The organism is Lactobacillus sp. ESL0260 (assembly GCF_003692935.1).
Classification (GTDB): domain Bacteria; phylum Bacillota; class Bacilli; order Lactobacillales; family Lactobacillaceae; genus Lactobacillus; species Lactobacillus melliventris.
This window is the reverse complement of record NZ_REHO01000010.1, coordinates 127036-150735: the sequence shown is the minus strand read 5'-3', so window position 1 is coordinate 150735 and position 23700 is coordinate 127036. Positions and strand designations below refer to the sequence as shown.

Genomic DNA, 23700 nt, shown 5'->3' with positions numbered 1-23700 from the left:
CGGGTCACCCTCCATATAATTTAGTATACCAAAAAGCTATCTTTTGGATTGAAAACCTGCATAATATTTGTTAGAATTCAAGGGTATGAAAGAAGGAAACGCTATGGGTCGATATATTGTAACTATTTGCTGGAGCGTCGTTTACATGCTAATTGTAGGCTTTATTGCCGCTCCGTTAACCCAACATGTTTTTAATTTTGGCGAGGCTGCTATTGTAGGTTTGATCTTCGGCTTGCTATTTGCAGCAATTATTCCTACAATTACAGCACATTCTCATAAAGACAAGAGCAAATATTCAAAACTTAAGTAAACAAAAGTCATTAGCATACTCGCTAATGACTTTTTTCTTTATTTAAAATGATAGTTATGTGTTACTTCGCTCGTAGGTCGACCTTTAGTTAAGTATTCCTGAAACATTTCTATATAATCTTTATCACCAATTTGCTCAATCTTACTAATATTGTATTCTGGATAAAATCCCCCACCCATAGCACGATAGTTATTAACAGCCAAGCGATATGTCTTGTGGGCTAAAATTGCTTGTCCGTGTAACTCCAACTTTGTCAAACGTCCACCTACCGGTTTTTGAATATCAGCTTCATAAACAAGCGGGTAAAACAAATCAAAATTAAAAAGTTGACTGCGATATTGAGGAGCAAAGCTAACATTGCCTTTTTGGTCTTTAGTTAAAAATTTAAGTGAGTATTCAACAATATGGTGTAATTCCTTACCGGTTACTTTAACAACACATAACTGATTAGCAAAGGGATAATTTAACAAGATGTCGCGCATTGAAACATTTTTGCCAAAGCCCTTAGCAGTTTCACTCATTAATGCAGTTGCTGAAATATCAGCATGGGTAAAATAAAGCTGCATATTTTGCAGCAAATTGATAAAAGGTGAACCCTCAATTCTTGCCTGCTTAGCATTAGCTATATGTGCAGGAATATCTAAATGAGCGATTGGCTGATCAAGCCATTTTTGCGTCTTTTTGTCTAAAGATAGGCAGACTGAATTAATTGCGGCAGCGGGCTTATAATCACTTACATCAATTAATTCAGTTGACATAGCTTTAATCTTCTTACTATGCTTGTCAATCTCCAGCACTATCTTACCAACAGTTTCTCCGCGATAACCCGGCTGGACAATCGCAGTTTTATTTATCACTGCGTTCAGTTTGCGATGCTGATGCCCAGTTAACATTAGATCTATTTCAGGAATTTCTTGTAAAAGACGATAGCCCTCATTTTCTCCTGTAGCTGGTTCGGTGTTAATTCCTGATTCAATATCAGCCTCGAAGCCGCCATGATAAAGGACAGCTAAAACATTAACTTTTGGCCTTAAAAAGGGTATTAACTGCTTAACCTGTGCTAAAGCAGACTTAAATTCCAAGTTTGCAACATGTTCTGCTGGTTCCCAAAAAGGTATTCTCTGCGTAGCAATTCCGATAATCCCCACTTTTATACCATTTTTATTAATAATGATATAATCTTGACCAAAAGCTGGTCGACCAGTTTTTCTGGCCAAAATATTACTGTTTACAAATGGCGCTCTGCTATATGAGAGATACTGTTTTAAATAATTCAAGCCAAAATTAAAATCATGATTACCCAAACAACGCGCATCATAGTTAATTAGGTTATAACACTCCGCAAACTTTTTTAATGTAGAGTTATTTTTGCTTTCGTGGACATAAGTTGCTAAAGGTGAACCCTGCAGGCTGTCACCTGCATCTGTAATTATCACGTTTTCAGGTCCATATTTTCTTTTTTGCTCTTCTATTACGCTTTTTAGCCGGCTAAGTCCGAAAGGAGCTGAATAATCATTCTGGTTTTGATAGTCAGTAGGCATAATAAAGCCATGAATATCGCTGGAATGTAAAATTACTAATTTCATTTCGTCTTTTTAATCTTTCTAATCAAACTAAGCAAGTAAAAAGCAGTATCTTTTGGCACAAAAAAAGACACCGCTTCTTGGTGCCTCTTAATTATTGATTGTCATTTGAGTTAGCTTGACTAACAACTTGACGACCCTTGTAATATCCTTTAGGTGAAACGCGGTGGCTTAAGCGATATTCACCAGTAGTTGCATCATAGTGCATTGCTGGCACAGTTAACTTAATATGACCACGACGTGAACGTTTCTTTTGCTTAGAAGTATGTCTTTTAGGAACTGCCATTTAACTGATCTCCTTTTTTGTAGAATTACGATTTTAGGCTGCTTTTAAGCGCCCAAAATACTTCACGCTTGTTAATGATACTATTGTATCCCAAATAAATCAAGCTATATTAGTTATTCTTGTCTTGATTATGACCATAGGAGCCCCAGAAGTAACCAATCAAAACTCCAATTATGATCATTATTACTAAAATAATGATCAAGGGTAATTTAAGTTTGAACAAACCAAAATTAATAGCCACATTGTTAGTATTCAGAACAACGAATACCACTGCCAATAACGTTAAAATTAATGTAAAAATAAGTTTAATCTGACTAGTTTTACTTTTCATAATCCGCACTACTTTCTGGAAGCAAACTTAAGGGACAGCTTGTCACCAATCTTCGGAAACAAGTTATATAATTTCGCCAAAACAGCCAGACTGACAGGTAAATTCAGTTCCCGTTTATTACTGCCGAAGAAATGAACTACTTGCCAGGCAACATCATCGGGATCCAGCATAAATTTTTGCACGTTGTCGGCATAATGGCCGCTGGTATCTGCAATATTGAAGAAATTGGTGTAAACAGGGCCAGGATTAACCGTCATCACTTTAACACCAAATGGTTTTAGCTCCAAACGCAATACATTTGAGAACTGAATAACCGCAGCTTTTGAGGCGCTGTAGGCTGCAGATTTCACAGTAGGAATTTTGCCGGCAATTGAACCAATATTGATGATTTGACCTGATTTTTGTTCCATCATTAGGCGGCCCACTAGACGACTAAAATACATTAATCCTAAAACGTTAACTTGAAACATCGCAGTGACTTCGCGCCGATCTGATTCCACAAAGTTTTCAAATTTGCCAAAACCAGCACAATTGACTAAATAATCAATATGCTTAGTTAATTTAATAATTTCAGTAAAAGCAGCGTCAATTTGGTCGCTTTGACTCATGTCAGTTGCTATTGTATAAGAAGCAGCTCCCGACAATTCATGGGCTTCAGAAGCCACTTTTTCCAGTTTAGCTTTATTTCTGGCAATCAGAATTACCGTTGCGCCTCTACCAGCACTTTCGAGCGCAATAGAGTGACCTATTCCACTGGAAGCGCCAGTAATAACCACTACTTTATTTCTAAGAGAATCACTCATTTTTTTCCCCTTTCATAGGAATTACAATCCGATCAAAATCGTTAGCTAATTTAGTGTTTGAAAAAACTTTTTGTGCCTGATTTTCCAATTTTTTAGCCTTAGCGCCCAAATACCTGGCAGAAATATGATTTAAATATAAATATTTAACATTATTATCACGTGCAATCTTTGCGGCTTCAACGGCTGTGGAATGATAGTATGAATGAGCTAAATTAGTTTCATTACCCGCAAAGGTTGATTCATGTACCAACACATCCGCATTTTGTGCCAACTGGGCTATTGCGGGAGTTGAGCGCGTATCATAGATAATAGTAACTATTCTGCCCTTTTTATCAGGTCCCAAAAAGTTCTTACCATCTAATATAGTACCATTTTCTAGAGTTATTTCTTCCCCATTTTTAAGTTTACCAAGTAACGGACCATTAGGTACATTATATTGCGCTAATTTATCCATTAAAAGTTCTCCCGGTTTATCATCTTCAACTACACGATAGCCAAAACTAGGTATTCGGTGGGCTAATTTTTCGGTATAAACTCTAAAACCTTTTCCTTGATAGATTAACCCACCTTCGTCCAAAACGACAAATTTGATCGGATAACTAATTTTTGTACGAGAAATTTTTAAAGCTGTCCGTACAAATTGTTCTAATCCAGCAGGACCATAAATGGTAATTGGTCCCACGTCACCTTGAAAAGATCTCGTTGCCAGTAATCCCGGTAGCCCAAAAATATGATCACCATGATTGTGGGAAATAAATATTTTGGTGACTTTACGCAACCTAATATTGGTTCGTAAAATTTGGTGTTGTGTTGCTTCTCCCACATCAAATAACCAAATTTCATTGATCTCATCAAGCATTTTCAAAGCAATACTTGATACATTACGTTTCTTTGAAGGTTGTCCTGCTCCAGTTCCTAAAAATTGTAACTCCATCTTATTCCTATCTAATACTTAGCTTTTTCAACTATTTTTTTAACAATTAAGACGCTATAATGCTTCGATCCTAATGGCGTAGGGTGTGTTCTATCTTCATAAAACCAGTCAGGATGCTTTTCTGCATAAGCGTGCCAATTAATTACTACAAAATTATGATACTTTTTGGCAGCTTTGGCTAATAAGCCGTTAACCTCATTTTGCCAGGGTTTAGCCGGCACATAGGTATTAATCCAAAACACTTGTCTTTTATTTCCCAATTGTTTCATTAAATCATCTATATCGGACATTTTGAAAGGGCCATTAGTTCCTAAGCCGATTAAGACATTTTTACTTAAAACTTTTTTATTTTGATATTGTTTTAATAAGCCAAAGGAAACATTTAGCTGCCGGGAAATTGCGGCATCAATCACAGCTTTAGGCAGCAGACGATTTAAGTCTGCACTCGACCCCGCCATGACAGAATCACCAATTGCAGTTAATTCTACCTTTCGTGCCAACTGTAACTCCGTCTGTGAAATACCAAATTTTGTAAAAGACTTATTAACGGGATGCTTTTTTGCAGCTCGCTCAGCTTCTTTTAATAGTTTAGCTTTTTTTTGCTCTTTAGGCCTAATTTTTTTATATTGTGCTATTAACTCATTATTATCTCTTTTTTGTTGTTTGCGATTAGCTCTAATTCTGCGCGCTAATTGACTTTGATTAAAGTTTTGCGCTTTAACTGCTGGTGAAATCAAAATTGCAGTACTCCCTGTAAGAAAAATTAAACCTGCCAGTACCGCTTTTGCTTTCATTAGATAATTTTTAGTGTTTTTATCCCAAATTTGTTGCCAGTATTTTTTAACTTTTTGCCCTGAAATTTTTCCACAAGGCTTTTCTACCAGCCTGTACGCAGCTTCACTTAAAAAAATGATTAGAACAAGCTCAATTAGATGGTAAAGTTGCACGTGATCGGCCATGTCAAAAACTTTATCTTCAAAGAATATCATTACGGGAAATTGGTAAAGATAAATTTCATAGCTTCGAGATCCAATCCAGTTAAAAATTGGATTAGTCAACCACCTGTTCCAGCGACTTGCCGGATGAGCAATTATACCGACAAGTACAGTTACGAGCAGCGTAAACAAAAGCATTCCCCCGCAATATGTAAAGGGCTTTTCAGCAGCCATTAACGGATTAAACAGCAAAGCGATTATACCAACGAGACAAATCATACCAATGATATCCAAAATAATTGCATCATTATGCTTTATAGTAGTTTTTAATTTATCCATGGGCCAAATAACAGCCAAAGCTGCACCTAAACCCAAAGAAAAAAATCTAGTGTCGGTGCCATAATATATGCGATTGATGTCGGCACCAGTGTTATACAATACCGTCATTTCAAGTGCAGAAAGTAAAGTGAAAAACAAAATAATTTTAAAAATGTTTTTTCTCTTTTTACCGTACTTCACTAATAAAAAAATAATTAGCGGCCATAATATGTAAAACTGACCGTTAATGGACATTGTCCATAAATGAACAAAAGGTGATTCATTAGCTGCAAAACGTTCAAAATAACTTTGTCCGTTTAAAATCTGCCAAAAATTATAAATATTGAGTAAATTAGTCACAACTATTTGACTTAACTTGGCCAATAAGTTGCGCTGAAAAAGAATTATATATGCCGCAGACAGCCATAATACCGCAATCAATGGCGGATAAATTTTTTTTAATCGGCTCAAGTAAAATTTTTTAGTATCGTAAAAGCCACTTTTTTCATATGACTTAAGCATCTGACACGTAACTAAATATCCTGATAGTACGAAAAAAATCGGTACACCAAGATAGCCGCCTGCAAAAGTATTAGGGTCAAGGTGATAAAGTATTACACCGATTACCGCTAAAGCCCTAAGTCCAGAATATCCTGTAATGTATCGATTTTTTGTCATATTTTTCAAAACTTTTCTATTTTTTATTGGACAAATTCAAAATTGAATGAGCCAATGATTACATCATCGCCGTCAACGGCTCCTTTTTTACGCAGAGCGTCATCTACTCCGAGATTTTTAAGTTTTCGAGCTAATCTCATGACACCATCCTGGTAATCGAGATTGGTTCGAGCTACTAATCTTTCCAGACTCTCACCTTTAATTTCATAAACATGGTCTTCCAGTTTTGTGACTGTAAAAGTGTTCTTTTGCTGAGGTTGATACTTATATTCTTTTACAACTCGCTGAGGTTGTAGTTCTTGCTTCTGCTGCTCTTTTTCTACCTGTTCAATTAAGGATGCTGTATCCTGCATTAACTGATCAATGCCTTGATGTGTCACACTGGAAACAGCATATACAGGTTTTTTAATTTGTTGCTCTTCTAAGCCGTGTTTAAATTGCTGCAACTTTTCAGCAGAACCCGGAAGATCCATCTGAGTAGCTACGATAATCTCGCGCCTGTTTTTAAGACTTTGATCATATTCAAGTAGTTCTTGCCTAACAGTCTGGTAGTCTTTGATTGCATCTCGCCCGTTGTTAGGATCCATACTTACTAAGTGCAAAATTACTTTTGTTCTCTCAATATGACGCAAAAACTGTAAACCGAGCCCGACTCCCTGACTGGCTCCTGCAATTAAGCCGGGTAAATCAGCCATTGAAAAATCTCGGCCATCAGGTAAAATTACCATACCCAAATTTGGTGTTAGGGTGGTAAAAGCATACGCTGCAATCTTCGGCTTAGCCTTAGTTACGACTGATAATAATGTTGACTTACCAACTGAGGGAAAGCCCACCAGTCCGACATCAGCCAAAACTTTCAATTCCAGGCGTAAAACACGGTCTTCTCCCGGTTCCCCATTCTCTGCAATTTCGGGCGCAGTATTGACACTCGTTGCAAAGTGAATGTTGCCGCGACCACCACGGCCACCGCGGGCTACAACTAATTCTTGTTTATTCTTAGTTAAATCACCAATTTCTTCATTAGTGTTGAAATCATAAACAGTCGTTCCAATTGGCACTTTTAAGTATAAGTCCTTAGCTCCGCGACCATATTGGGACTTAATACGACCATTTTCACCATTTTCTGCTTTAAACTTACGGCGATAGCGAAAATCCATTAATGTTCTAAGGCCACTATCGGCAACAAAAATAATGCTTCCGCCGCGGCCACCATCGCCGCCGGCAGGGCCACCATTCGGGACATATTTTTCATGGCGGAAAGCGACCATGCCGTCTCCGCCTTTACCAGCTTGGACTTCAATCTTAGTTTGATCGACAAATGTAGGCATATAGAATCTCCTTCCGTCTTTCTTAACTACATTACTATACCACACTATTATGTTTAATATCACTTGTTATAAGGTTAACTTAACTGTTTGCGCCTGAGGCAAAGTTAAACCAGCAGAACGTAACTCGTCAATAGAAGCTTCCTTAATCTTCTTTAGAGAGCCAAATTGTCTTAAAAGCTTATTTCTACTTTTTGGACCTATTCCTTTGATCGCATCTAGTTTACTGGACAATGCATTTTTAGCATGTGTTCTTCGGTGAAAAGTAATTGCAAATCTGTGTACTTCATCTTGAATTCTGGTCATTAAATAAAAACCTTGAGATTTAGGATCTAAAGGAATTAGTTTTAGTGGTATGCCGTTAATAGGATCACCATAAAGTAAATGATTAGTTCTGTGCTTATTATCCTTTACCATACCGGCAACTGGAATATTAAGGTTTAATTCATTGCGTAAAATATCCTCACAAGCATCTACTTGGATCTGACCGCCATCCATCAAAATTAAATCTGGCATGGGTTTATGTTCTTTAAGTAGTCTGCTGTATCTTCTGCGCACCACTTCACGAGTATTACGCACTTCATCACCACCATTTTGGTGTTCTACTTCACCCTTTAGTTTATATTTACGATAGGAATTTTTATCAGGTTCACCGTCTTTAAAGACAACTAAAGCAGAAACGGGGTCGGCTCCCTGAATATGCGAATGGTCAAAGCTTTCAATCACATGTCCATATGGCAGCCCTAAAGAATCAAAAATTTCTTTTTGTGCTCCTTTAGTTTTTCTATTGCCCAGCTCTAAGAGACGAAACTTTTCGTCTAATTTAAGTTTGGCATTGTCCTTGGCCATGTTTAATAAAGACCGTTTCTGCCCTCTCTTAGGCGTCCTCACCGGTACATGCAAAACTTCACTTAAAGCTTCATTATCAATCTTAGCAGGTACTAAAACTTCCTTAGGCACTATTCTGTTTCTTTGCCCGTAAAACTGAACAATAAATGAGGAAAATGTATCCTCGGGGTCATTAGTATCAGTCAAAGGGTACATTCTGGTTTCACTTCTAAGCAATTTTGCCTGCCTTAAAAAGAAAATTTGAATAGCTATCCATGATTTATCAACGTAGAAATTGAAAATATCACGTTGAGTATTATCATGAGAAATAATTTTCTGCTTTTCAACTGTTTCTTCAATGTAATTAAGTTGATCACGAATTTCGGCAGCACGCTCAAATTCAAGCTTTTTAGATGCAACAGCCATTTTTTGATTAAGATCTTTTTTAACCCAGCCAATATCTCCGTTTAAAAAGCTTTTGATCTTTTTTATTTGTGCTTCATAAACAGACTTTGGTACTGTTTTAAAACATGCGCCTAAACATTGTCCCATATGATAATACAGACAAGGCCTGCCCTGTTTACCATGACAGCGCCTTAAAGGGAAAACTTTTTGAATAAACTTAAGAGTCGCTTGAGCAGCATAGACATTTGGATACGGTCCGAAATAATAGCCTCCGTCTTTTCTAATAATACTAGTTAATTTGGTCTGGGGATCCCGCTCGTTAGTAATCTCAATATAGGGATAGCCAGTACCTTGCTTTAACTGCACATTATAATACGGTTGGTATTTTTTAATTAAAGTTACTTCAAGCAGAAAAGCCTCTTTATCGGTTGAAACAGTGATAATGTCATAATCGCGAATATTTTCAACCAGTTCTGCTCGTCTGCCAACTTGGGTACTCTTAAAATATGAACGTACTCGGCTTTTAAGATTTTTCGACTTACCGACATATATTACCTTACCGTTAACGTCTTTCATTAAGTAACAGCCTGGTTTAGCCGGCAAAAGTTTTAATTTGTTTTCAATTAACTGAGTTGCCAAAAAATCACTCCCCCAAATTCGCTATCATATTTTAACATACAATTTGTAAATTGAAATTTGCTTTTGCTTAACAAAAAAGATCAAGTAAAAGATAAAGAACTAATTCATTATGGATTACTTTACATAAATTTAATTATTTCAAGTTGATTAACGCATATTTTTCTAGCTTGTTAATTCTATTTTTAATATAATAAAAACAGAAAGGAAAATTATTATGGGTTTAACTTTTAAAAAACAAGATGAATTAGAAAAATTATTTGATAAATTCGCTACTATTCCTGAAAATAAAAAGAAGAAAATAGCTAAAAACAATCAGAAAGTAGAAGATAGTAATAAATAAAAATGGTTCTGCTACGAGAACCATTTTTTTCTTACAAATTTACAGATTTTCTTCTATCCATTGCCATACTTCTTTTACATGCAACTTTTGGACAGAACTAAAAGTAATTACACTTACATTGTCATAATTTAAGTTTATCTTTTGTTTTAAAGTATTAATAACTTGATTTTGCTGATTTTTCTTGACCTTATCAATTTTGGTACAGATTATCAAAATAGGTAAATTGAGATAAAGTGCATAATTATACATGGCCACATCATTTTTGGTAGGTTCATGCCGTGAGTCCATTAAGATAATTAGCCCTTGCAAGTTTGCTCGCGTTTCAAGGTAATCCTGAATCATAGTTCCAAACTGCTGTCGCTTTTTTTGCGAAACTTTAGCATAACCATAACCGGGTACATCAACTAAGTAAAACTCTTGGTTTACCAAATAAAAATTTAGTGTTTGAGTTTTCCCAGGCTGTGCTGATGTTCTTGCTAAGTTTTTGCGACTCAGCAGTGTATTTATTAAGCTGGATTTACCTACATTTGAACGACCGGAAAGCGCGATTTCAGGCAAATTATCTGTTGGATACTGGTCTTCACGCACTGCACTAATCGCATACGAGCTATTTTTAATGATCATTGGCTGCCTTAATTTCTTCTCCGTCGTCTTGTTCATCATCTAAGCGACGAGTTACTACCGGTTCAGCACTATCTTCTATCACTTCTTTTGTAACTTTAACGCTCTCAATATCAGGTTCACTCGGTGTTTGATACATAATACCCATCATTGCATTTTCTATAATGGTCCTTAAACCACGGGCGCCCATATTGCGATCAATTGCTAAATCCGCAATAGCGTTCAAAGCACTCGGTGTAAACTCCAAGTTAACTTGATCAAGTGACAGCAATTTTTTATATTGCTTTACTAAAGCATTCTTTGGTTCGGTTAAAATTCTTACCAGATCGTTTCTGTCAAGTTTATCAAGTGTTGCGATAATCGGAATTCGTCCAATAAATTCTGGAATCAAACCAAATTTGACGAGATCTCCTGTTGTCAGGTGTTTCATCCAGGAATCATCTTGAACTTTGTTTAATTCATTTTCAGCACTGAAGCCGATTATTTTATTGCCCAGACGACTTTTAACGATTTGCTCAATACCGTCAAAAGCTCCACCAACAATAAATAAAATATTAGTGGTATTTATCTGAATTAATTCTTGTTGGGGATGCTTACGACCGCCCTGAGGGGGAACAGAAGCAACAGTTCCTTCCAAAATCTTCAGTAATGACTGTTGAACGCCTTCACCTGAAACGTCTCTTGTAATAGAAACATTCTCAGATTTTTTGGAAATTTTATCAATTTCATCAATATAAACGATTCCTTTTTCTGCACGTTCAATATCGTAATCTGCATTTTGCAATAGCTTTAGCAAAATATTCTCGACATCTTCACCGACATAACCAGCTTCTGTTAAAGTGGTTGCATCAGCAATCGCAAAAGGCACGTCCAAAATCCGCGCCAATGTTTGTGCCAAATAAGTTTTGCCAGAACCAGTTGGTCCTATTAAGGCAATATTCGATTTTTGTAATTCTGTTGCAGAGTCAACATCCATTTGAGTAATCCGTTTATAATGATTATAAACAGCTACTGAAAGAATCTTTTTGGCACGTTCTTGGCCAATAACATACTGATCTAGCTGCTTTTTGATTTCCATTGGTTTCGGTAAATCTTGTGCTTTTTTCAAAGAATCAGATTTTAATTCATCATCAATTATTCTTTTAGACAGATCAACACATTCGTTACAAATATAAACCCCGTTACCCGCAATCATCTTTTTAACTTGATCTTGTGTTTTGTCACAAAAGGAACATCTAATTTCCTCTTGATCAGTAAATTGTGATGCCATTCTTATCCTCCTAATATCTACAAGTCCTAGATTAGCATAAATTGCGCTGTGTATATGAATTATTTGCTCGGAGAAAAATAAAAAGGCAGTTTGACACCACCTTTTTACTTAGATATTAAAATCCTATTTTTCGTCAGACTTTTTTTCATCTTTTTTTGTTTTGGATTTAGCAACTTGCTTTGCGCTGTCAGCAACAATTTTAATAGCCTTACGAACATTGATATCATGTGAAAGCATATCATCAGTCAAAGTATTGCGCACAGTTTTTTCATCCATGTTGTATTCGGCTGCCAGGTTCTTAATTTCCTTGTCAATTTCTTCTTGTGAAGCTTTAATATCTTCTTTCTTGACAATAGCTTCAAGGACAAGGTTGGTTTTAACCCTTTCTTCAGCATCTTTACTGAATTGTGAACGCAGCTGTGCTTCTGTCGTATTAGTTATCTTGTAATATGTTTCCGGACTGATGCCTTGGCGCTGCATATTGCCTAAATACTGATTCATTTGTGTATCGATATCTTCTTGAATCATCGCATCTGGAATCTTATCAATAGTAGCATTGGCAACTGCACCTTCAATGGCAGCTTGTTCGATTTCGTCTCTTGCAGCCTCTTCTTTTTGCGACTTTAAGTCCTTCTTGATTTTTTCTTTTAAATCATCAAGAGTATCAACTGAATCGTCTACATCTTTAGCAAATTCGTCATCTAGCTTAGGCAATTGCTTAGTTTTAACTTCATGAATCTTAGTAGCAAAATGAGCTTCTTTACCAGCTAAGTCTTTTGCACCATAGTCTTCAGGAAATGTGACAACAACATCAACTTCGTCACCGGCCTTATGACCAACCAATTGATCTTCAAAGCCTGGTATAAAAGTATTTGAACCTAAACTAAGTGAATAATCATCAGCTGAGCCGCCTTCAAATGCCTTACCATCAACTGTTCCCTTATAATCAATAGTAACAGTATCTCCGTTAGCAGCTGCGCTCTTCTTCAATACTAATTCAGCGTTCTTTTCACGCTCTTCTTTTAATTTGGCATCAACATCTTTAGCATATACACGAGTGTTTTGTTTTGGAACTTCAACTCCCTTGTATTCACCCAATTTTACTTCTGGCTCAATAGTAACAGTGGCTTTCATTTGCCAATCTTGACCTTTTTCCATTGAAACCGGCAAAATTTGGGGTTGACCTACAGCAGCAATACCAGCTTCTTTAACCGCTGCAGAATAAGCATTTGGCAGCACAATGTTCAATGCATTTTCATATAAAGATTCCTCACCGTAATATTGATCAAAGATCACACGAGAAACATGTCCCTTTCTAAAGCCGGGAACACGCAGGCTACCCTTTACCCTTTTAAAGGCTTGATCTAGCCCACGCTTTACATCAGCTTGGGGAATATCAAAAGTAAGTTCACCGGTAGTTTTATCGGTTTTATTCCATTTTACAGACATTAATTAAATACCTCCAATGTCAAGTTAAATTGCATCGTTACATACTAAATTATCTTACATTAAACGCTCGCAAAAAACAAACTTAGGCAAAAAAAGATGTACTTCTATGAAGAAGTACATCTTTTTAAACTGTTTTTAACGAACTAGTCAAGAATTTCAGTAACTTGACCAGCACCAACAGTACGACCACCTTCACGGATAGTGAATTTAGTACCCTTTTCAATGGCTGCTGGTTTAATTAATTTAACAGTAAATTCTGTGTTATCGCCAGGCATAACCATTTCAGTACCTTCTGGTAATTCAATTTCTCCAGTAATATCTGTAGTGTGGAAATAGAATTGTGGACGGTAATCTGAGAAGAATGGGGTATGACGTCCGCCTTCCTCTTTCTTCAAAACGTAAACTTGGCCTTTAAACTCGTGGTGAGTTTGAATTGAGCCAGGTGCAGCCAAAACTTGTCCACGAACAACTTGGTCACGGTCAATACCACGAAGCAATACACCAACGTTGTCTCCAGCTTCACCTAAGTCCAAAGTCTTGTGGAACATTTCCAAACCAGTTACAACTGATTTAAGAACTTTATCTACCAAACCGACAATCTCAACTTCATCACCAATCTTAACTGTACCACGATCGATACGACCAGAAGCAACAGTACCACGACCAGTAATAGTGAAGACATCTTCAACTGGCATCAAGAATGGCTTATCAGTTTGACGTTCAGGAGTTGGAATGTATTCATCAACTGTGTCCATCAACTTCATGATAACTTCTTCTTGTTCCTTGTCACCTTGTAAAGCTTTCAATGCTGAACCACGGATAACTGGAATGTCATCACCAGGATAATCGTATTCAGTCAACAAGTCACGAACTTCCATTTCAACCAAGTCAATTAATTCTGGGTCGTCAACTAAGTCAGTCTTGTTTAAGAAAACAACAATGTAGTTAACACCAACTTGACGAGCAAGTAAAATGTGTTCACGAGTTTGTGGCATAGGACCATCAGTTGCGGCAACAACTAAAATGGCTCCATCCATTTGTGCGGCACCAGTAATCATGTTCTTGATGTAATCGGCGTGACCTGGGGCATCCATGTGGGCGTAGTGACGATTTTCAGTTTCGTACTCTACGTGAGCGGTATTAATAGTAATACCACGTTCCTTTTCTTCTGGAGCTGCATCGATTTCTGAATAATCTTCTGCCTTAGCCAAGCCCTTTTCTGATAAAACTTTAGTAATAGCCGCTGTTAAAGTGGTCTTACCATGGTCAACGTGACCGATAGTACCAATGTTTACGTGTGGCTTTGTTCTAACGTAATGTTCTTTTTCTGCCATTAAAATGACCCTCCTGTAAATTTGCAAGAAGTCCGTTGAGTAAGTAACGGATAGTTCTCTGTTGAATATTGTACTACTTTCATAGGCAAATGCCTAGTATTTTAATGCATAGAGCCATGCCTAATGAAAACGTCCTTTGCTATTATACTAAATACTTTGAAAAAGTAAAGACATTTTATCCAATTTTATTCGGATATATTATTATCGATTTTCTCAAACAGTTTTTGATTGCTTCGGCCATCATGATTTTCAATATAAGAAGCAATGTCACTGGCAAAACTGTCGGGATTATCAACATACTTATATAGTTTAGGATAAAGACTGCCTAAAATCAAATTTACTTCGCCTAAAACTGCAGGAAGCTGGCTCGGTTTATGATAATACCGAGAGCCGATGCCTGATACAACTTCCCGATATATCGCATCTTTTTCGAGTAAATTTATTTTTTGAGGAATAAATTGCTCTTCCTGCCCCAATACCAAAACCCTAAATGTTTCTTGAAGGCCCAGGCGAAACAAATCTTCAATTAAAACCAGCCGAATTGCAAAGTTTAAACTGGGATCCAGCAGCAAACTCTGAGCATAATTTTTAAAATTTGGTAAATCTAACTTAAATAATTGTTCGTAATCAAATTTTGTCGGCTTGCTTTTTTGCTTGAAAGTAACCATTATTTGCTGCTGCTTTGTCTTACTAACAGGTTCAACTAAATCCGGTAACTCGTAGGCAGTAATATTTTTTACCTCTAATGCTTCAATAGAAAAGTGATTCATTTTCAGAATTCTACTGTATTCACGAAAAATTTTAGGATTAGTAAACAAGTCTTTTTCTTCTTTAATTAACTCATAAGCTGAATAATTTTGTTTATCCTTGAGATAAAGCTCGCAAAGACAAAGTACGACTTCATTACTTGGTCCAATTCTTAATGCCTCTTCAAGATTTTGTATTGCTTGAGCAAAATCTCCTTTTGCTGCGGATTTTTTGGCTAAACTAAGCAGATTTTTTTGACTTAATGAGGTCATTTATTTATCTTTCTTGATAATTCTTTGACCGGTTTTATTGACATCAACAGGATGATGGGTTTCTTTATTGGGCAACTCGCTCTTGTTGTTTCTCTTTTGCATAGCACGATGGCGGTTTTGGTTAACCTCCATTACTACTGGTAAAACTACTGGGCGTCTATTCGTTTTGCGATAGAGAAACTTTTCCAAATCATTACGAACATCCTGCTTAATTTCAGTCCAATCAAATTTTTTATGTTCAAAGTTATTAGTGATAGTTTTTTTAATCAATTCAATGCTGTCACGCATCAGTTGCTGATTGGCCTTAATGTAAACAAAGCCTCTGCTGGTAACTTGTGGTTGAGCAATAATCTTTTTCTTACGGCGATCAATTGTGACTACAGCAATGAAAATACCGTCATCTGATAATACTTCTCTGTCTCGTAAAACAATATTACCAACATCCCCGATACCAGAACCGTCAATCATTGTATCCTCACCTGGGACCGGATCTGTTAAATAAAGGCGCTTTTGATTGAAATCGTAGTTTAAGCAATCTCCATTCTTGGTAATAAAAATATTATCTTTATCCATTCCTGCCCTAATAGCTAAGTCCTTGTGTACTTCAAGCAGTCGATATTCACCAATAACGGGAATTAAAAATTGCGGTTTCAAAATATCAATAAGTAGTTGCAAATCACGGCCTGTCGCGTGTCCACTGGTATGCTTTGCCTTACCTAATTGAATAACGGTCCCACCAGCACGATAAACCAGATCACTGGTTTGTGCCACAACCGTTTCCACAGAATGAGAAGGTGTCGTCGCAATAAAGACTAGGTCTCCCTTATGAATTGTGATCATGCTGTGACGGTTCTTAGCCATTTTTTGCAATGAATTTAAGGGCTCACCCATTTGACCGGTTTCCAAAATAACTGTCTTTTCATCTGGAGTTTCTTTTAAATTTTTAACCCTCATTAGTAAACCTTTAGGGACATTCAAATAACCCAGATTCATTGCAGTACGAACGATTTTAGCTAAATCTCTACCTGTTAGTAAAACATGCCTACCCGTTTGATAGGCAGCGTTTAAAACTTCTTGAATTCTAATCAAATTCGAGGCTTTTGCAGCAACAATTACCCGACCATTTGCATTACGAAAAACATTTGTAACATAATCTCCAATGTCCTGTTCAGCAACATTTGGTAAAGATGCCTCTGCATTTGAAGAATCACTTAATAAAGCCAATACCTTTTTTTGACCAATTTCAGCTAATCGATCTAGATCAGTCCGGTATTTAGGAGCAGCGGAAGGGTCAAATTTAAAATCACCTGTGTAAACCACCTCTCCGGCTGGAGTATGCACGTCAATACCAAGAGAATCAGGGATGGAATGCGTAGTTGGGAAAAAAGAAATATTGGCGTTTTTAAATTCAATCTCTGTTTCCGCATCAATCACGTGAAAGAGACTGTTTTTACACCGTTTATTCTCACGTCTTACTGTTATCTTAGCCAATTCAATTGTTAATTGGGAGCCAAAAACTGGAATGTCATATTTTCGTAGAATATAAGGTAGTGCCCCAATTGAATCTGCATGTCCATGTGTCAAAAAGATGCCGACTACCTGATCACCATATTGCTCGAAAAAATCCAGATCTGGAATAACCAGATCTATTCCAAACAATGTACTGTCGGGATATTTAAGGCCAGCATCAAGAACAAAAATTTCATCATTAACTTGAACAGCGAACATGTCTTTTCCTTGCTCACGAACACCGCTCAGAATCATAATTTTAACTTGATCAGTCATTATATTTCCTTTTCTTTAATTGCTATTCAGTTGTTATTTATGGATCAGATGATCACAACGTAAAAAGTATCTTTTTTTATTCTAGCATAAAATGGTATTATGACAAAAATAAAAAAGCCGATTCAATACTCGAACCAGCTTTTTTAGATCTCAATTAAAATTAACGACGTAAGCCTAACTTCTTAATTAATTCACGATAGCGATTAATATCTTTGTTTTGTAAATAACGAAGCAAGTTACGACGGTGACCGATTTTCTTCAGCAGGCCAACATAAGAATGGTGGTCATGTGAGTGATTTCTCATATGCTCAGTCAGATTGTTAATATCTGTAGTCAAGATTGCCACTTGAACCTCAGTTGAACCTGTATCGCCTTCGTGAGTCGCAAATTTTTGAATGATTTCATCTTTTTCAGCTTTTGAAATTGCCATAATATTTTCACCTTTCACTAAAATAATTGCCGTTAACAACGTTAACCGTCAGGTGTGAGCGTGCAAACAGCGTTAACGGTTCACAACAATAGTATAATACAGACAATTTTTTTAAAAAGCAAGTATAATTTATCTTGCATCTGCAATTATCTTTCAGTATAATCTATAAAGTAGAATTACGATCAATGGAGGTGAATTTTATGCCACAAATCAAATCAGCTATTAAGCGTGTGAAGACTCAAGATGCTGCTAGAAAGCGCAATGCTGCTCAAATGAACAAGTTAAGAACTGCCGTTAAGAAGTTTAAGACTGCTCAAGCTGCTGGTGCTGATAATGCCTCCGAATTACATGTAGCTGCTGCTCGTGCTATTGACAAGGCAGCTTCAAAAGGACTTATTCACAAGAATAAAGCTAGCCGTGATAAGAGTCGTTTAGCTAAACTTGCAAAATAATAATTTGATTAAATGATAATCAAAAAGACAGAAGTGAAAATCATTTCTGTCTTTTTATTTACCAAAATTTATACGTAATTAGACATTAAGAATAAAGAGCTTCAAAAAATTATCGGCTCGATATTGACCATTTTTATAATTATAATCCAGTTTAATTGCTTGCTCTAATAGCTGTGCTACTTTTTCTTTTGCTAACTTATTTTTTAGCGCCAACTTAACACGATAAGGATGAACACCAAGTTTTCTTACAATTTCAGCTTCACTTCTCCCTCTTGCTTTAAGTATTTTAACTAGCAAAATCATTTCTAATTGGTTTTCAAAAACCGCAAGTATTTGAATTGGATTATTTCCGTTTTGAAGTTGATTATTTAACCGAGCGATAGCTTCTTGGTAGTTTTGGGCTAAAGCTGAATCTAAAATTGCAAAAATATTTTGTGCTAGTGATAAATCAACATTCTTTTTAACTATTTCAGTAGTGATATTTCTGTCAACAGCTACCATCTTCAGCTTATTATAATTACTTAAAACTATATCTAAAACCTGGTCACTGCGTTCAAGCAACAATGTTGCAGCAGAATTTGTAATATGATAGCCCTCGGTCGTTATAATTGCTTTAATTACTTTATTCAGATCATAAGGCCGAACTTGAGTCTCAACAACGTTAAAATTTTGCGTGACGGACTTCGTTATTTTTTTGCGCCGATCTAATTTTTCATAAGAGGCGACAATAACTATGACATCTTCAAGTTTTGCAGTATTTACAAAAATATTTTGCAGCTGGGTGATCTGCTTTTGATATTTTTTGGGAACCTTTGACGTTAAGAAAAAAGGGTTCTTAATTGTTATTACTTTTTTCTGGCTAAAAAGACTTGATTCAGTAAGATCAGCAATTAATTCGTCTAGCCCCTCTGCTTCGCAATCAACGGAAACTTTTTCATAGTCTGCGAAAATCTCATCATGTATATACGAGCTAGTTAGATATTCATTTAAAAAACTATCATTTCCATTAATTAAAGTATGCAAAATTTTTTTATTTGAGTTTTTAAATAAAGAAAGTAATGTCATTTTTTAATCACCGGCAAAAATCTTTTAAATTTGGGTTTTATTAAAACACCATAGTTCCAAGTTATCATACCACAGTCCTGAGTCGAAGCCCATGGAATATGTTGGCTGCGAAGAGTAGCAATAGTTTCTGGATGAGGGTGCCCAAAGCGATTCTTGCGGCCAGCAGAAATAAAGACTCTTTCTGGTTGCAAAGCTTGCAAAAATTCTTTATTGGAAGCGGTTCGACTTCCATGATGTCCTAACTTAAAATAATCAGCATGTAAATGATAACGGCTCAATATTTCCAGTTCCCCTTTTTGGCCCAGGTCTCCGGTAAAAAGCCAGCTTTTGTTTGCTAATTTAAATAATAACGAAAGTGAATCTTCATTTTTACCAATACCTGGCTTAAAGGGATATACAACTTTGAAGGAAATTGGTGGCTCATTTATTGTTTCACCGGCTAACAGCTGTACAATCTGCCCTTTTTGAATTCGACCTGTTATTCTTTTGCAAAATGAAGGATTCCTTATCAATCCTTGCGCCATATACAATTTTTTTACCCGAATTTGACTCAAAAGTGGCCTTAAGTCCCCTACGTGATCGGCATCCTGATGGCTGATAAAAATTCCGTCAATTTTATTTATTCCCTGTGCTTTCAAAAAAGGCACGGTGATTTTATTAATCTGCGGGGTTATTTTTTTACCGTTAAAATTTAACTTTCCACCAACGTCAATGAGATAAACATGCCTAAAAAGAGGCGTAGATATTAAGATACTATCCCCCTGTCCTACGTCAATAAAAGTTACTTGACCCTTGAGGGGAAAATGAATCGTTAAGAAGATTAGTCCGTATATAATTAAGGCCAGCTTAAAAAGATATCTGATTAGTTTTTGATTTTTAGACTTTTCATTTATTAATACCAACAATATAGAAGTTAACAGTAATAAAAACAGGCATTGCCACCAATTAATTTTCCCAAATGTTAAAAGACCAATTTTACTATTAGAAACCTTCGCAATTACTTTCTCACCTTGTTCAAGTATCTTTTCAAGGAAATAACTACATCGGGGACTAATGTTAAAAATAATTAAATTAAAAAAAGTCAAGGGCATAACAACCCAGTTAAAATATGGTACCACTAACAAATTAAAAAAGACCGTTAGCAGATTAAACTGAAAGAAATGAAATAAAAGTAGTGGCAATAACAAATTGTTTAAAGCCCAGGACTGTCTAAACTTAGTCAGGCTTTTAGTCATTTCAAGGCCCAAGGCTAAAGTGTAACTTAAAAGAGCTCCAGTACTCATCATGAGTCGAGGATTGACGGACATATGCAAAACAGCCGTTAATCCTAGCAGATCTGCCTTATTAATTCTTAGCTTATGCAACGAAAAAATTTGCCCCAAGATATAGGTTAAACTCGCTCTAATAAATCCAGCTTGACCATTACTTAGAAAAATACCGACTAATAAGATAAACAAGCAAAAAATGAAAGTTTCTTTTTCAGTTAATTTACAGTAATAGCACATTGTGCTTATTACTAGCGTGTAAATACCAACATGCAAACCAGAAATGCTTAAGATATGAATGACACCGAGGTCACGATAATTATTGAGTATTGTTTGGAATTTCTGGTCAGGGCTTTCTCCCAATATAAGTTCATTACTAAAAAAAGACAATATCGGTGGAAACTTTTGCAAAAATTTCTTTAACTGAAAACGCCAGTAATGCAGGTAATTTGCTAATCCTCCTTTCTTAATTTGGATCTTAAAGCTCGTTAAATTAACTTGCTGAGTAATCTTTTTACTGCGGTAATATTTTTGCTGGTCAAATTCTCCAAAATTCGAAGCTGGTTCAATTGGGTTAACCTCACCAGACAAATCATGTAATATAACTTTATAGCCATAATTTAATTGCTTTAGCTGACTTGAACTCAATTTGCCAGAAACTAAAATCTTACTTCCAGCCGTCTGCCCTTCAACCGTAAACCAGTCATCGGAAATCTTCATTTTGTCTGGAAAAAAGGTAATAGCTGTATTGGGTTTAAGTGCAAAATCAGTTTTACTCATGTCAGAGTGAAAACCAAAAATAGTTGCCAAAAGAATAATAAAAATTAGCCATTTTAAAGAATTAAATTTAAGTAAAAGTAAAAAACCTAAATAAAAAACTATTAATAGGCAAGTACATTTTTGCACAAAGGTATAGCATTGATATTCCAAGAAACTTAAATTAATTAGTAATAAGGCCAGTAGCAGGAAAAACCCAGGTCGCAGAATATCAAATTTCCAGTTGGTCTTTAAGCGCAGCAAAAGTCTTTTCTCCAATTCCTGATACCTGCATTAAATCTTCAACAGATTTGAATTCCCCGCTTTTTTGACGGTAAGCAATAATTTGCTGAGCCTTTTTTTCACCAATACCATTTAGTTGTTGCAGTTGACTTACGTTTGCAGTATTAATATTCACCTTGTTACCGGCATTAGTTTGGTCACTTGTTGTCTCAGGGGCAGAATTAGAAGCATTGGAAGAAACCGATTCAACGACTTGTTCTGCTTTAATTTTTTCACCTTTGTATGGAATGTGAATTTTATCTTGATCTTTCAATATCAATGCTCGATTAACATTCTTTAGCTGCGCATTATTCTTAATCCCCCCTGCGGCGGCAATTAAATCGTTTAAACGTGCTCCACTTTTTAAAGTATAAACGCCTTGGTGATTAATCGCGCCTGATATATCACAGGTCACATCTTTAGGCTTAGTCGCGGCTACCTTTTTGGTAACAGATTCAGTATTTGACAACTGTTTACTTGCGTCACTGCCGGACTGATTTTTATTTTGCACAGTATTCTCATTTTTATAATCTAATTCGTCAAAAGTGTCATTTGAGTTTGGCCTTTGAGACCAAACTACTAGAACAATGCCCAAAAGGACTATTCCAATGAAAAAATATTGTTTGTGTTCCTCAATAAAAGCTTTAATTTTTTCCCAGTTCATTTTTTCAACCCCCATTGATAAGTACGCAAAAAAAGCCCAAAAACTTGGGCTTTTAGTAATTATTGATATTTTTGTTGTAAATAATGGAGTGCATCATCAAAAGTACGAACGGGAACTATTTTCATTCTAGTACCAATCTGCTTAGCTGTTTTTTTAGCTAATAAATAATTGCTGGTGACTTTTTTCATTCCTGCAGTATCCGTCGGGGCAAAAAACACTTCAGCGCCGGCTTTGTCAGCAGCTACTACTTTTTTATCAACGCCGCCAATCATGCCAACTTTTCCAGTAGGACTGATAGTTCCAGTTCCAGCTATTTTATGTCCTTGAGCCAAATGTTTACCCGAAAAAACTTCGTAACTGGTCAAGGTAAACATTAAACCAGCTGAAGGACCACCAATTGCGCCAGCATTAATCGTTACTTGAGGATGGGTTTCGACCTGTAAATGTTCGACCAATTGAATGCCAATACCTGGCTTTCCTGTTCCTGCAACTTTAACGATTTTCCCTTTAAAATTTATTTTTTTCTGTTCACGCAAAGCATTAATTACAACTTCAGAGCCAATCTTTTTCTTTTGAAAGTAATTGATCATTTCTTCAGTTGAGCGAAATTTATGACCATTTGCTCCCAAAACGGTATCTCCTATTTGCAACTTATTTCTAAAACTGGAACCCTTTTGTACCTGCATAACATATACGCCTTTATAATGCAGTTTAGGCTTAAGACCTGCCTTTTTAGCCGCACAATAAAGTGCATTTTGCTGACTTGTTTGCATATACCAATTTTGTAGTTCCTGATACTGACTGTTACTTGAATTACCCAGTAATTCAGACTTGGGAATGCGACTGGCATATTTTTGAGTATAACTAAAAAGGTACTCCCAGACTGATGCCGGCTGGCTAGTTTCACTAACTGTAACTAGATAGAAATTATTGGGCGCCTTGGCCTTACTTTTCACAAATTGTCCTACTGGCACTGCGCTTCCCGGCATTTCAATATAATAATTTGTCGGCCAGTTCAACCCAATAAAAACTAGAAAAAGAGTCAGAATAAAAAGCAGCCATTTACGTGTCTTACTATTTCTTTTAGCATGATTTTCTTCTTTATTCATGAGAATTTTTCCTTTAAAGCCTTTGCAGCCTCGCTGGGCAAGAAACTATTAAAATCACCATTAAATTGTGCAATTTCTTTAATAATACTAGATGCAACATAACTATTTTCCGGTTTAGTAAAAAGCAAGACTGTACTAATATCATTTGCCATTTTTCTATTCATTTCCGCAATCTGTTGTTCAAATAAGAAGTCTGTAGTGTTTCTGACTCCCCGCACGATAACATTTGCGTGTAAATCTCGTGCTACATTAACTGTCAGCTGATCAGGCTTTAGCAGCACCTCAACATTTGGCAGGTTTTTAACAGCAGCTTGGCATAATTTTTGCCTTTCGTTATCCTTAAAAAGATATTTTTTAGCCGTATTAACCATTACTACTACGTAAACTTTATCAAAAATTGCAGCTGCCTGCTTAATAACATCAACATGTCCATTAGTAACAGGATCAAAACTGCCCGGAAAAATTGCTACACTCATTATTATTT

General features: G+C 36.2%; 23 protein-coding genes. 3 read left to right on the top strand and 20 right to left on the bottom strand.

The features are described from left to right. Positions 1-103: 103 nt before the first annotated feature. Positions 104-310, top strand: a complete 207-nt coding sequence (locus F5ESL0260_RS04460; RefSeq protein WP_046324788.1) for a YjzD family protein — start codon at positions 104-106, stop codon at positions 308-310. 38 nt (positions 311-348) lie between these two features. Here F5ESL0260_RS04460 and F5ESL0260_RS04455 read toward each other — a convergent pair whose 3' ends face one another. From F5ESL0260_RS04455 to uvrC, 8 genes are all read right to left on the bottom strand, one after another. Then, the gene (locus F5ESL0260_RS04455; protein WP_122026022.1) at positions 349-1896 is read right to left on the bottom strand and encodes a bifunctional UDP-sugar hydrolase/5'-nucleotidase; all 1548 of its coding nucleotides are present in this window, start codon (positions 1894-1896) and stop codon (positions 349-351) included. 91 nt (positions 1897-1987) lie between these two features. Continuing rightward, positions 1988-2179, bottom strand: a complete 192-nt coding sequence (rpmF, locus tag F5ESL0260_RS04450; protein ID WP_122026021.1) for a 50S ribosomal protein L32 — start codon at positions 2177-2179, stop codon at positions 1988-1990. Between the two features lie 109 nt (positions 2180-2288). Beyond that, on the bottom strand, positions 2289-2510 hold the full coding sequence (locus F5ESL0260_RS04445; protein WP_122026020.1) for a lipopolysaccharide assembly protein LapA domain-containing protein: 222 nt from the start codon (positions 2508-2510) through the stop codon (positions 2289-2291). A gap of 8 nt (positions 2511-2518) precedes the next feature. Then, positions 2519-3313, bottom strand: coding sequence for an SDR family oxidoreductase (locus tag F5ESL0260_RS04440; RefSeq protein WP_122026019.1), 795 nt, complete (start codon positions 3311-3313; stop codon positions 2519-2521). Then, positions 3306-4247, bottom strand: coding sequence for a ribonuclease Z (gene rnz, locus F5ESL0260_RS04435; protein WP_046324784.1), 942 nt, complete (start codon positions 4245-4247; stop codon positions 3306-3308). Before rnz ends, F5ESL0260_RS04440 begins: the two co-directional genes overlap by 8 nt. Positions 4248-4258: 11 nt before the next feature. Beyond that, positions 4259-6178, bottom strand: coding sequence for an acyltransferase family protein (locus F5ESL0260_RS04430; protein WP_122026018.1), 1920 nt, complete (start codon positions 6176-6178; stop codon positions 4259-4261). Positions 6179-6201: 23 nt separating this feature from the next. Next, positions 6202-7506: a GTPase ObgE gene (gene obgE, locus F5ESL0260_RS04425; RefSeq protein WP_122026017.1), complete on the bottom strand. Its 1305-nt coding sequence runs from the start codon at positions 7504-7506 to the stop codon at positions 6202-6204. A 66-nt stretch (positions 7507-7572) separates the two neighbouring features. Next, positions 7573-9375, bottom strand: a complete 1803-nt coding sequence (uvrC, locus tag F5ESL0260_RS04420) for an excinuclease ABC subunit UvrC (RefSeq protein ID WP_122026016.1) — start codon at positions 9373-9375, stop codon at positions 7573-7575. A 214-nt stretch (positions 9376-9589) separates the two neighbouring features. Here uvrC and F5ESL0260_RS09570 point away from each other — a divergent pair, with 214 nt between their 5' ends. After that, positions 9590-9715, top strand: a complete 126-nt coding sequence (locus tag F5ESL0260_RS09570; protein WP_255410400.1) for an SPJ_0845 family protein — start codon at positions 9590-9592, stop codon at positions 9713-9715. A 39-nt stretch (positions 9716-9754) separates the two neighbouring features. Here the strand turns inward: F5ESL0260_RS09570 and yihA are convergent, their stop codons facing one another. From yihA to rpsO, 7 genes are all read right to left on the bottom strand, one after another. Continuing rightward, the gene (yihA, locus tag F5ESL0260_RS04415; protein ID WP_046324780.1) at positions 9755-10339 is read right to left on the bottom strand and encodes a ribosome biogenesis GTP-binding protein YihA/YsxC; all 585 of its coding nucleotides are present in this window, start codon (positions 10337-10339) and stop codon (positions 9755-9757) included. Further along, positions 10329-11606, bottom strand: coding sequence for an ATP-dependent Clp protease ATP-binding subunit ClpX (gene clpX, locus F5ESL0260_RS04410; protein ID WP_122026015.1), 1278 nt, complete (start codon positions 11604-11606; stop codon positions 10329-10331). The genes yihA and clpX overlap by 11 nt, the downstream gene beginning before the upstream one ends. Positions 11607-11729: 123 nt before the next feature. Continuing rightward, positions 11730-13055, bottom strand: coding sequence for a trigger factor (gene tig, locus F5ESL0260_RS04405; RefSeq protein ID WP_122026014.1), 1326 nt, complete (start codon positions 13053-13055; stop codon positions 11730-11732). Between the two features lie 143 nt (positions 13056-13198). After that, positions 13199-14389 (bottom strand): elongation factor Tu, encoded by a 1191-nt coding sequence (gene tuf / locus F5ESL0260_RS04400; protein ID WP_045928030.1) that lies wholly within the window; start codon positions 14387-14389, stop codon positions 13199-13201. A 185-nt stretch (positions 14390-14574) separates the two neighbouring features. After that, positions 14575-15408 carry a tetratricopeptide repeat protein gene (locus F5ESL0260_RS04395; RefSeq protein WP_122026013.1) on the bottom strand — a complete coding sequence of 278 codons (834 nt, stop codon included), beginning with the start codon at positions 15406-15408 and terminating at the stop codon, positions 14575-14577. Then, the gene (locus tag F5ESL0260_RS04390; protein ID WP_122026012.1) at positions 15409-17193 is read right to left on the bottom strand and encodes a ribonuclease J; all 1785 of its coding nucleotides are present in this window, start codon (positions 17191-17193) and stop codon (positions 15409-15411) included. A 160-nt stretch (positions 17194-17353) separates the two neighbouring features. Then, on the bottom strand, positions 17354-17623 hold the full coding sequence (rpsO, locus tag F5ESL0260_RS04385) for a 30S ribosomal protein S15 (RefSeq protein ID WP_034979304.1): 270 nt from the start codon (positions 17621-17623) through the stop codon (positions 17354-17356). Positions 17624-17823: 200 nt separating this feature from the next. Between rpsO and rpsT the strand changes: the two genes are divergently transcribed. Next, positions 17824-18075: a 30S ribosomal protein S20 gene (gene rpsT, locus F5ESL0260_RS04380; RefSeq protein WP_046324775.1), complete on the top strand. Its 252-nt coding sequence runs from the start codon at positions 17824-17826 to the stop codon at positions 18073-18075. A 78-nt stretch (positions 18076-18153) separates the two neighbouring features. On the opposite strand, the gene holA is transcribed toward rpsT, so the two are convergent. Genes holA through coaD form a run of 5 tightly spaced genes read right to left on the bottom strand, consistent with a single transcriptional unit; the run spans position 18154 to position 23692 of the window. Then, positions 18154-19140: a DNA polymerase III subunit delta gene (gene holA / locus F5ESL0260_RS04375; protein WP_122026011.1), complete on the bottom strand. Its 987-nt coding sequence runs from the start codon at positions 19138-19140 to the stop codon at positions 18154-18156. Then, entirely contained in the window at positions 19137-21425 is a 2289-nt protein-coding gene (locus F5ESL0260_RS04370) for a DNA internalization-related competence protein ComEC/Rec2 (protein ID WP_122026010.1), read from the bottom strand. Before F5ESL0260_RS04370 ends, holA begins: the two co-directional genes overlap by 4 nt. Next, positions 21394-22107 (bottom strand): helix-hairpin-helix domain-containing protein, encoded by a 714-nt coding sequence (locus F5ESL0260_RS04365; protein ID WP_122026009.1) that lies wholly within the window; start codon positions 22105-22107, stop codon positions 21394-21396. Before F5ESL0260_RS04365 ends, F5ESL0260_RS04370 begins: the two co-directional genes overlap by 32 nt. Before the next feature lie 59 nt (positions 22108-22166). Then, positions 22167-23216: a SepM family pheromone-processing serine protease gene (locus tag F5ESL0260_RS04360; protein ID WP_122026008.1), complete on the bottom strand. Its 1050-nt coding sequence runs from the start codon at positions 23214-23216 to the stop codon at positions 22167-22169. Next, on the bottom strand, positions 23213-23692 hold the full coding sequence (gene coaD, locus F5ESL0260_RS04355) for a pantetheine-phosphate adenylyltransferase (protein ID WP_122026007.1): 480 nt from the start codon (positions 23690-23692) through the stop codon (positions 23213-23215). The genes F5ESL0260_RS04360 and coaD overlap by 4 nt, the downstream gene beginning before the upstream one ends. Between the last annotated feature and the right edge of the window lie 8 nt (positions 23693-23700).

Bases quoted from the DNA above. Each gene is read 5' to 3' on its own strand.
- F5ESL0260_RS04460 (WP_046324788.1), top strand. From the start codon at position 104: ATGGGTCGATATATTGTAACTATTTGCTGGAGCGTCGTTTACATGCTA.
- F5ESL0260_RS04455 (WP_122026022.1), bottom strand. From the start codon at position 1,896: ATGAAATTAGTAATTTTACATTCCAGCGATATTCATGGCTTTATTATG.
- rpmF (WP_122026021.1), bottom strand. From the start codon at position 2,179: ATGGCAGTTCCTAAAAGACATACTTCTAAGCAAAAGAAACGTTCACGT.
- F5ESL0260_RS04445 (WP_122026020.1), bottom strand. From the start codon at position 2,510: ATGAAAAGTAAAACTAGTCAGATTAAACTTATTTTTACATTAATTTTA.
- F5ESL0260_RS04440 (WP_122026019.1), bottom strand. From the start codon at position 3,313: ATGAGTGATTCTCTTAGAAATAAAGTAGTGGTTATTACTGGCGCTTCC.
- rnz (WP_046324784.1), bottom strand. From the start codon at position 4,247: ATGGAGTTACAATTTTTAGGAACTGGAGCAGGACAACCTTCAAAGAAA.
- F5ESL0260_RS04430 (WP_122026018.1), bottom strand. From the start codon at position 6,178: ATGACAAAAAATCGATACATTACAGGATATTCTGGACTTAGGGCTTTA.
- obgE (WP_122026017.1), bottom strand. From the start codon at position 7,506: ATGCCTACATTTGTCGATCAAACTAAGATTGAAGTCCAAGCTGGTAAA.
- F5ESL0260_RS09570 (WP_255410400.1), top strand. From the start codon at position 9,590: ATGGGTTTAACTTTTAAAAAACAAGATGAATTAGAAAAATTATTTGAT.
- yihA (WP_046324780.1), bottom strand. From the start codon at position 10,339: ATGATCATTAAAAATAGCTCGTATGCGATTAGTGCAGTGCGTGAAGAC.
- clpX (WP_122026015.1), bottom strand. From the start codon at position 11,606: ATGGCATCACAATTTACTGATCAAGAGGAAATTAGATGTTCCTTTTGT.
- tig (WP_122026014.1), bottom strand. From the start codon at position 13,055: ATGTCTGTAAAATGGAATAAAACCGATAAAACTACCGGTGAACTTACT.
- tuf (WP_045928030.1), bottom strand. From the start codon at position 14,389: ATGGCAGAAAAAGAACATTACGTTAGAACAAAGCCACACGTAAACATT.
- F5ESL0260_RS04395 (WP_122026013.1), bottom strand. From the start codon at position 15,408: ATGACCTCATTAAGTCAAAAAAATCTGCTTAGTTTAGCCAAAAAATCC.
- F5ESL0260_RS04390 (WP_122026012.1), bottom strand. From the start codon at position 17,193: ATGACTGATCAAGTTAAAATTATGATTCTGAGCGGTGTTCGTGAGCAA.
- rpsO (WP_034979304.1), bottom strand. From the start codon at position 17,623: ATGGCAATTTCAAAAGCTGAAAAAGATGAAATCATTCAAAAATTTGCG.
- rpsT (WP_046324775.1), top strand. From the start codon at position 17,824: ATGCCACAAATCAAATCAGCTATTAAGCGTGTGAAGACTCAAGATGCT.
- holA (WP_122026011.1), bottom strand. From the start codon at position 19,140: ATGACATTACTTTCTTTATTTAAAAACTCAAATAAAAAAATTTTGCAT.
- F5ESL0260_RS04365 (WP_122026009.1), bottom strand. From the start codon at position 22,107: ATGAACTGGGAAAAAATTAAAGCTTTTATTGAGGAACACAAACAATAT.
- F5ESL0260_RS04360 (WP_122026008.1), bottom strand. From the start codon at position 23,216: ATGAATAAAGAAGAAAATCATGCTAAAAGAAATAGTAAGACACGTAAA.
- coaD (WP_122026007.1), bottom strand. From the start codon at position 23,692: ATGAGTGTAGCAATTTTTCCGGGCAGTTTTGATCCTGTTACTAATGGA.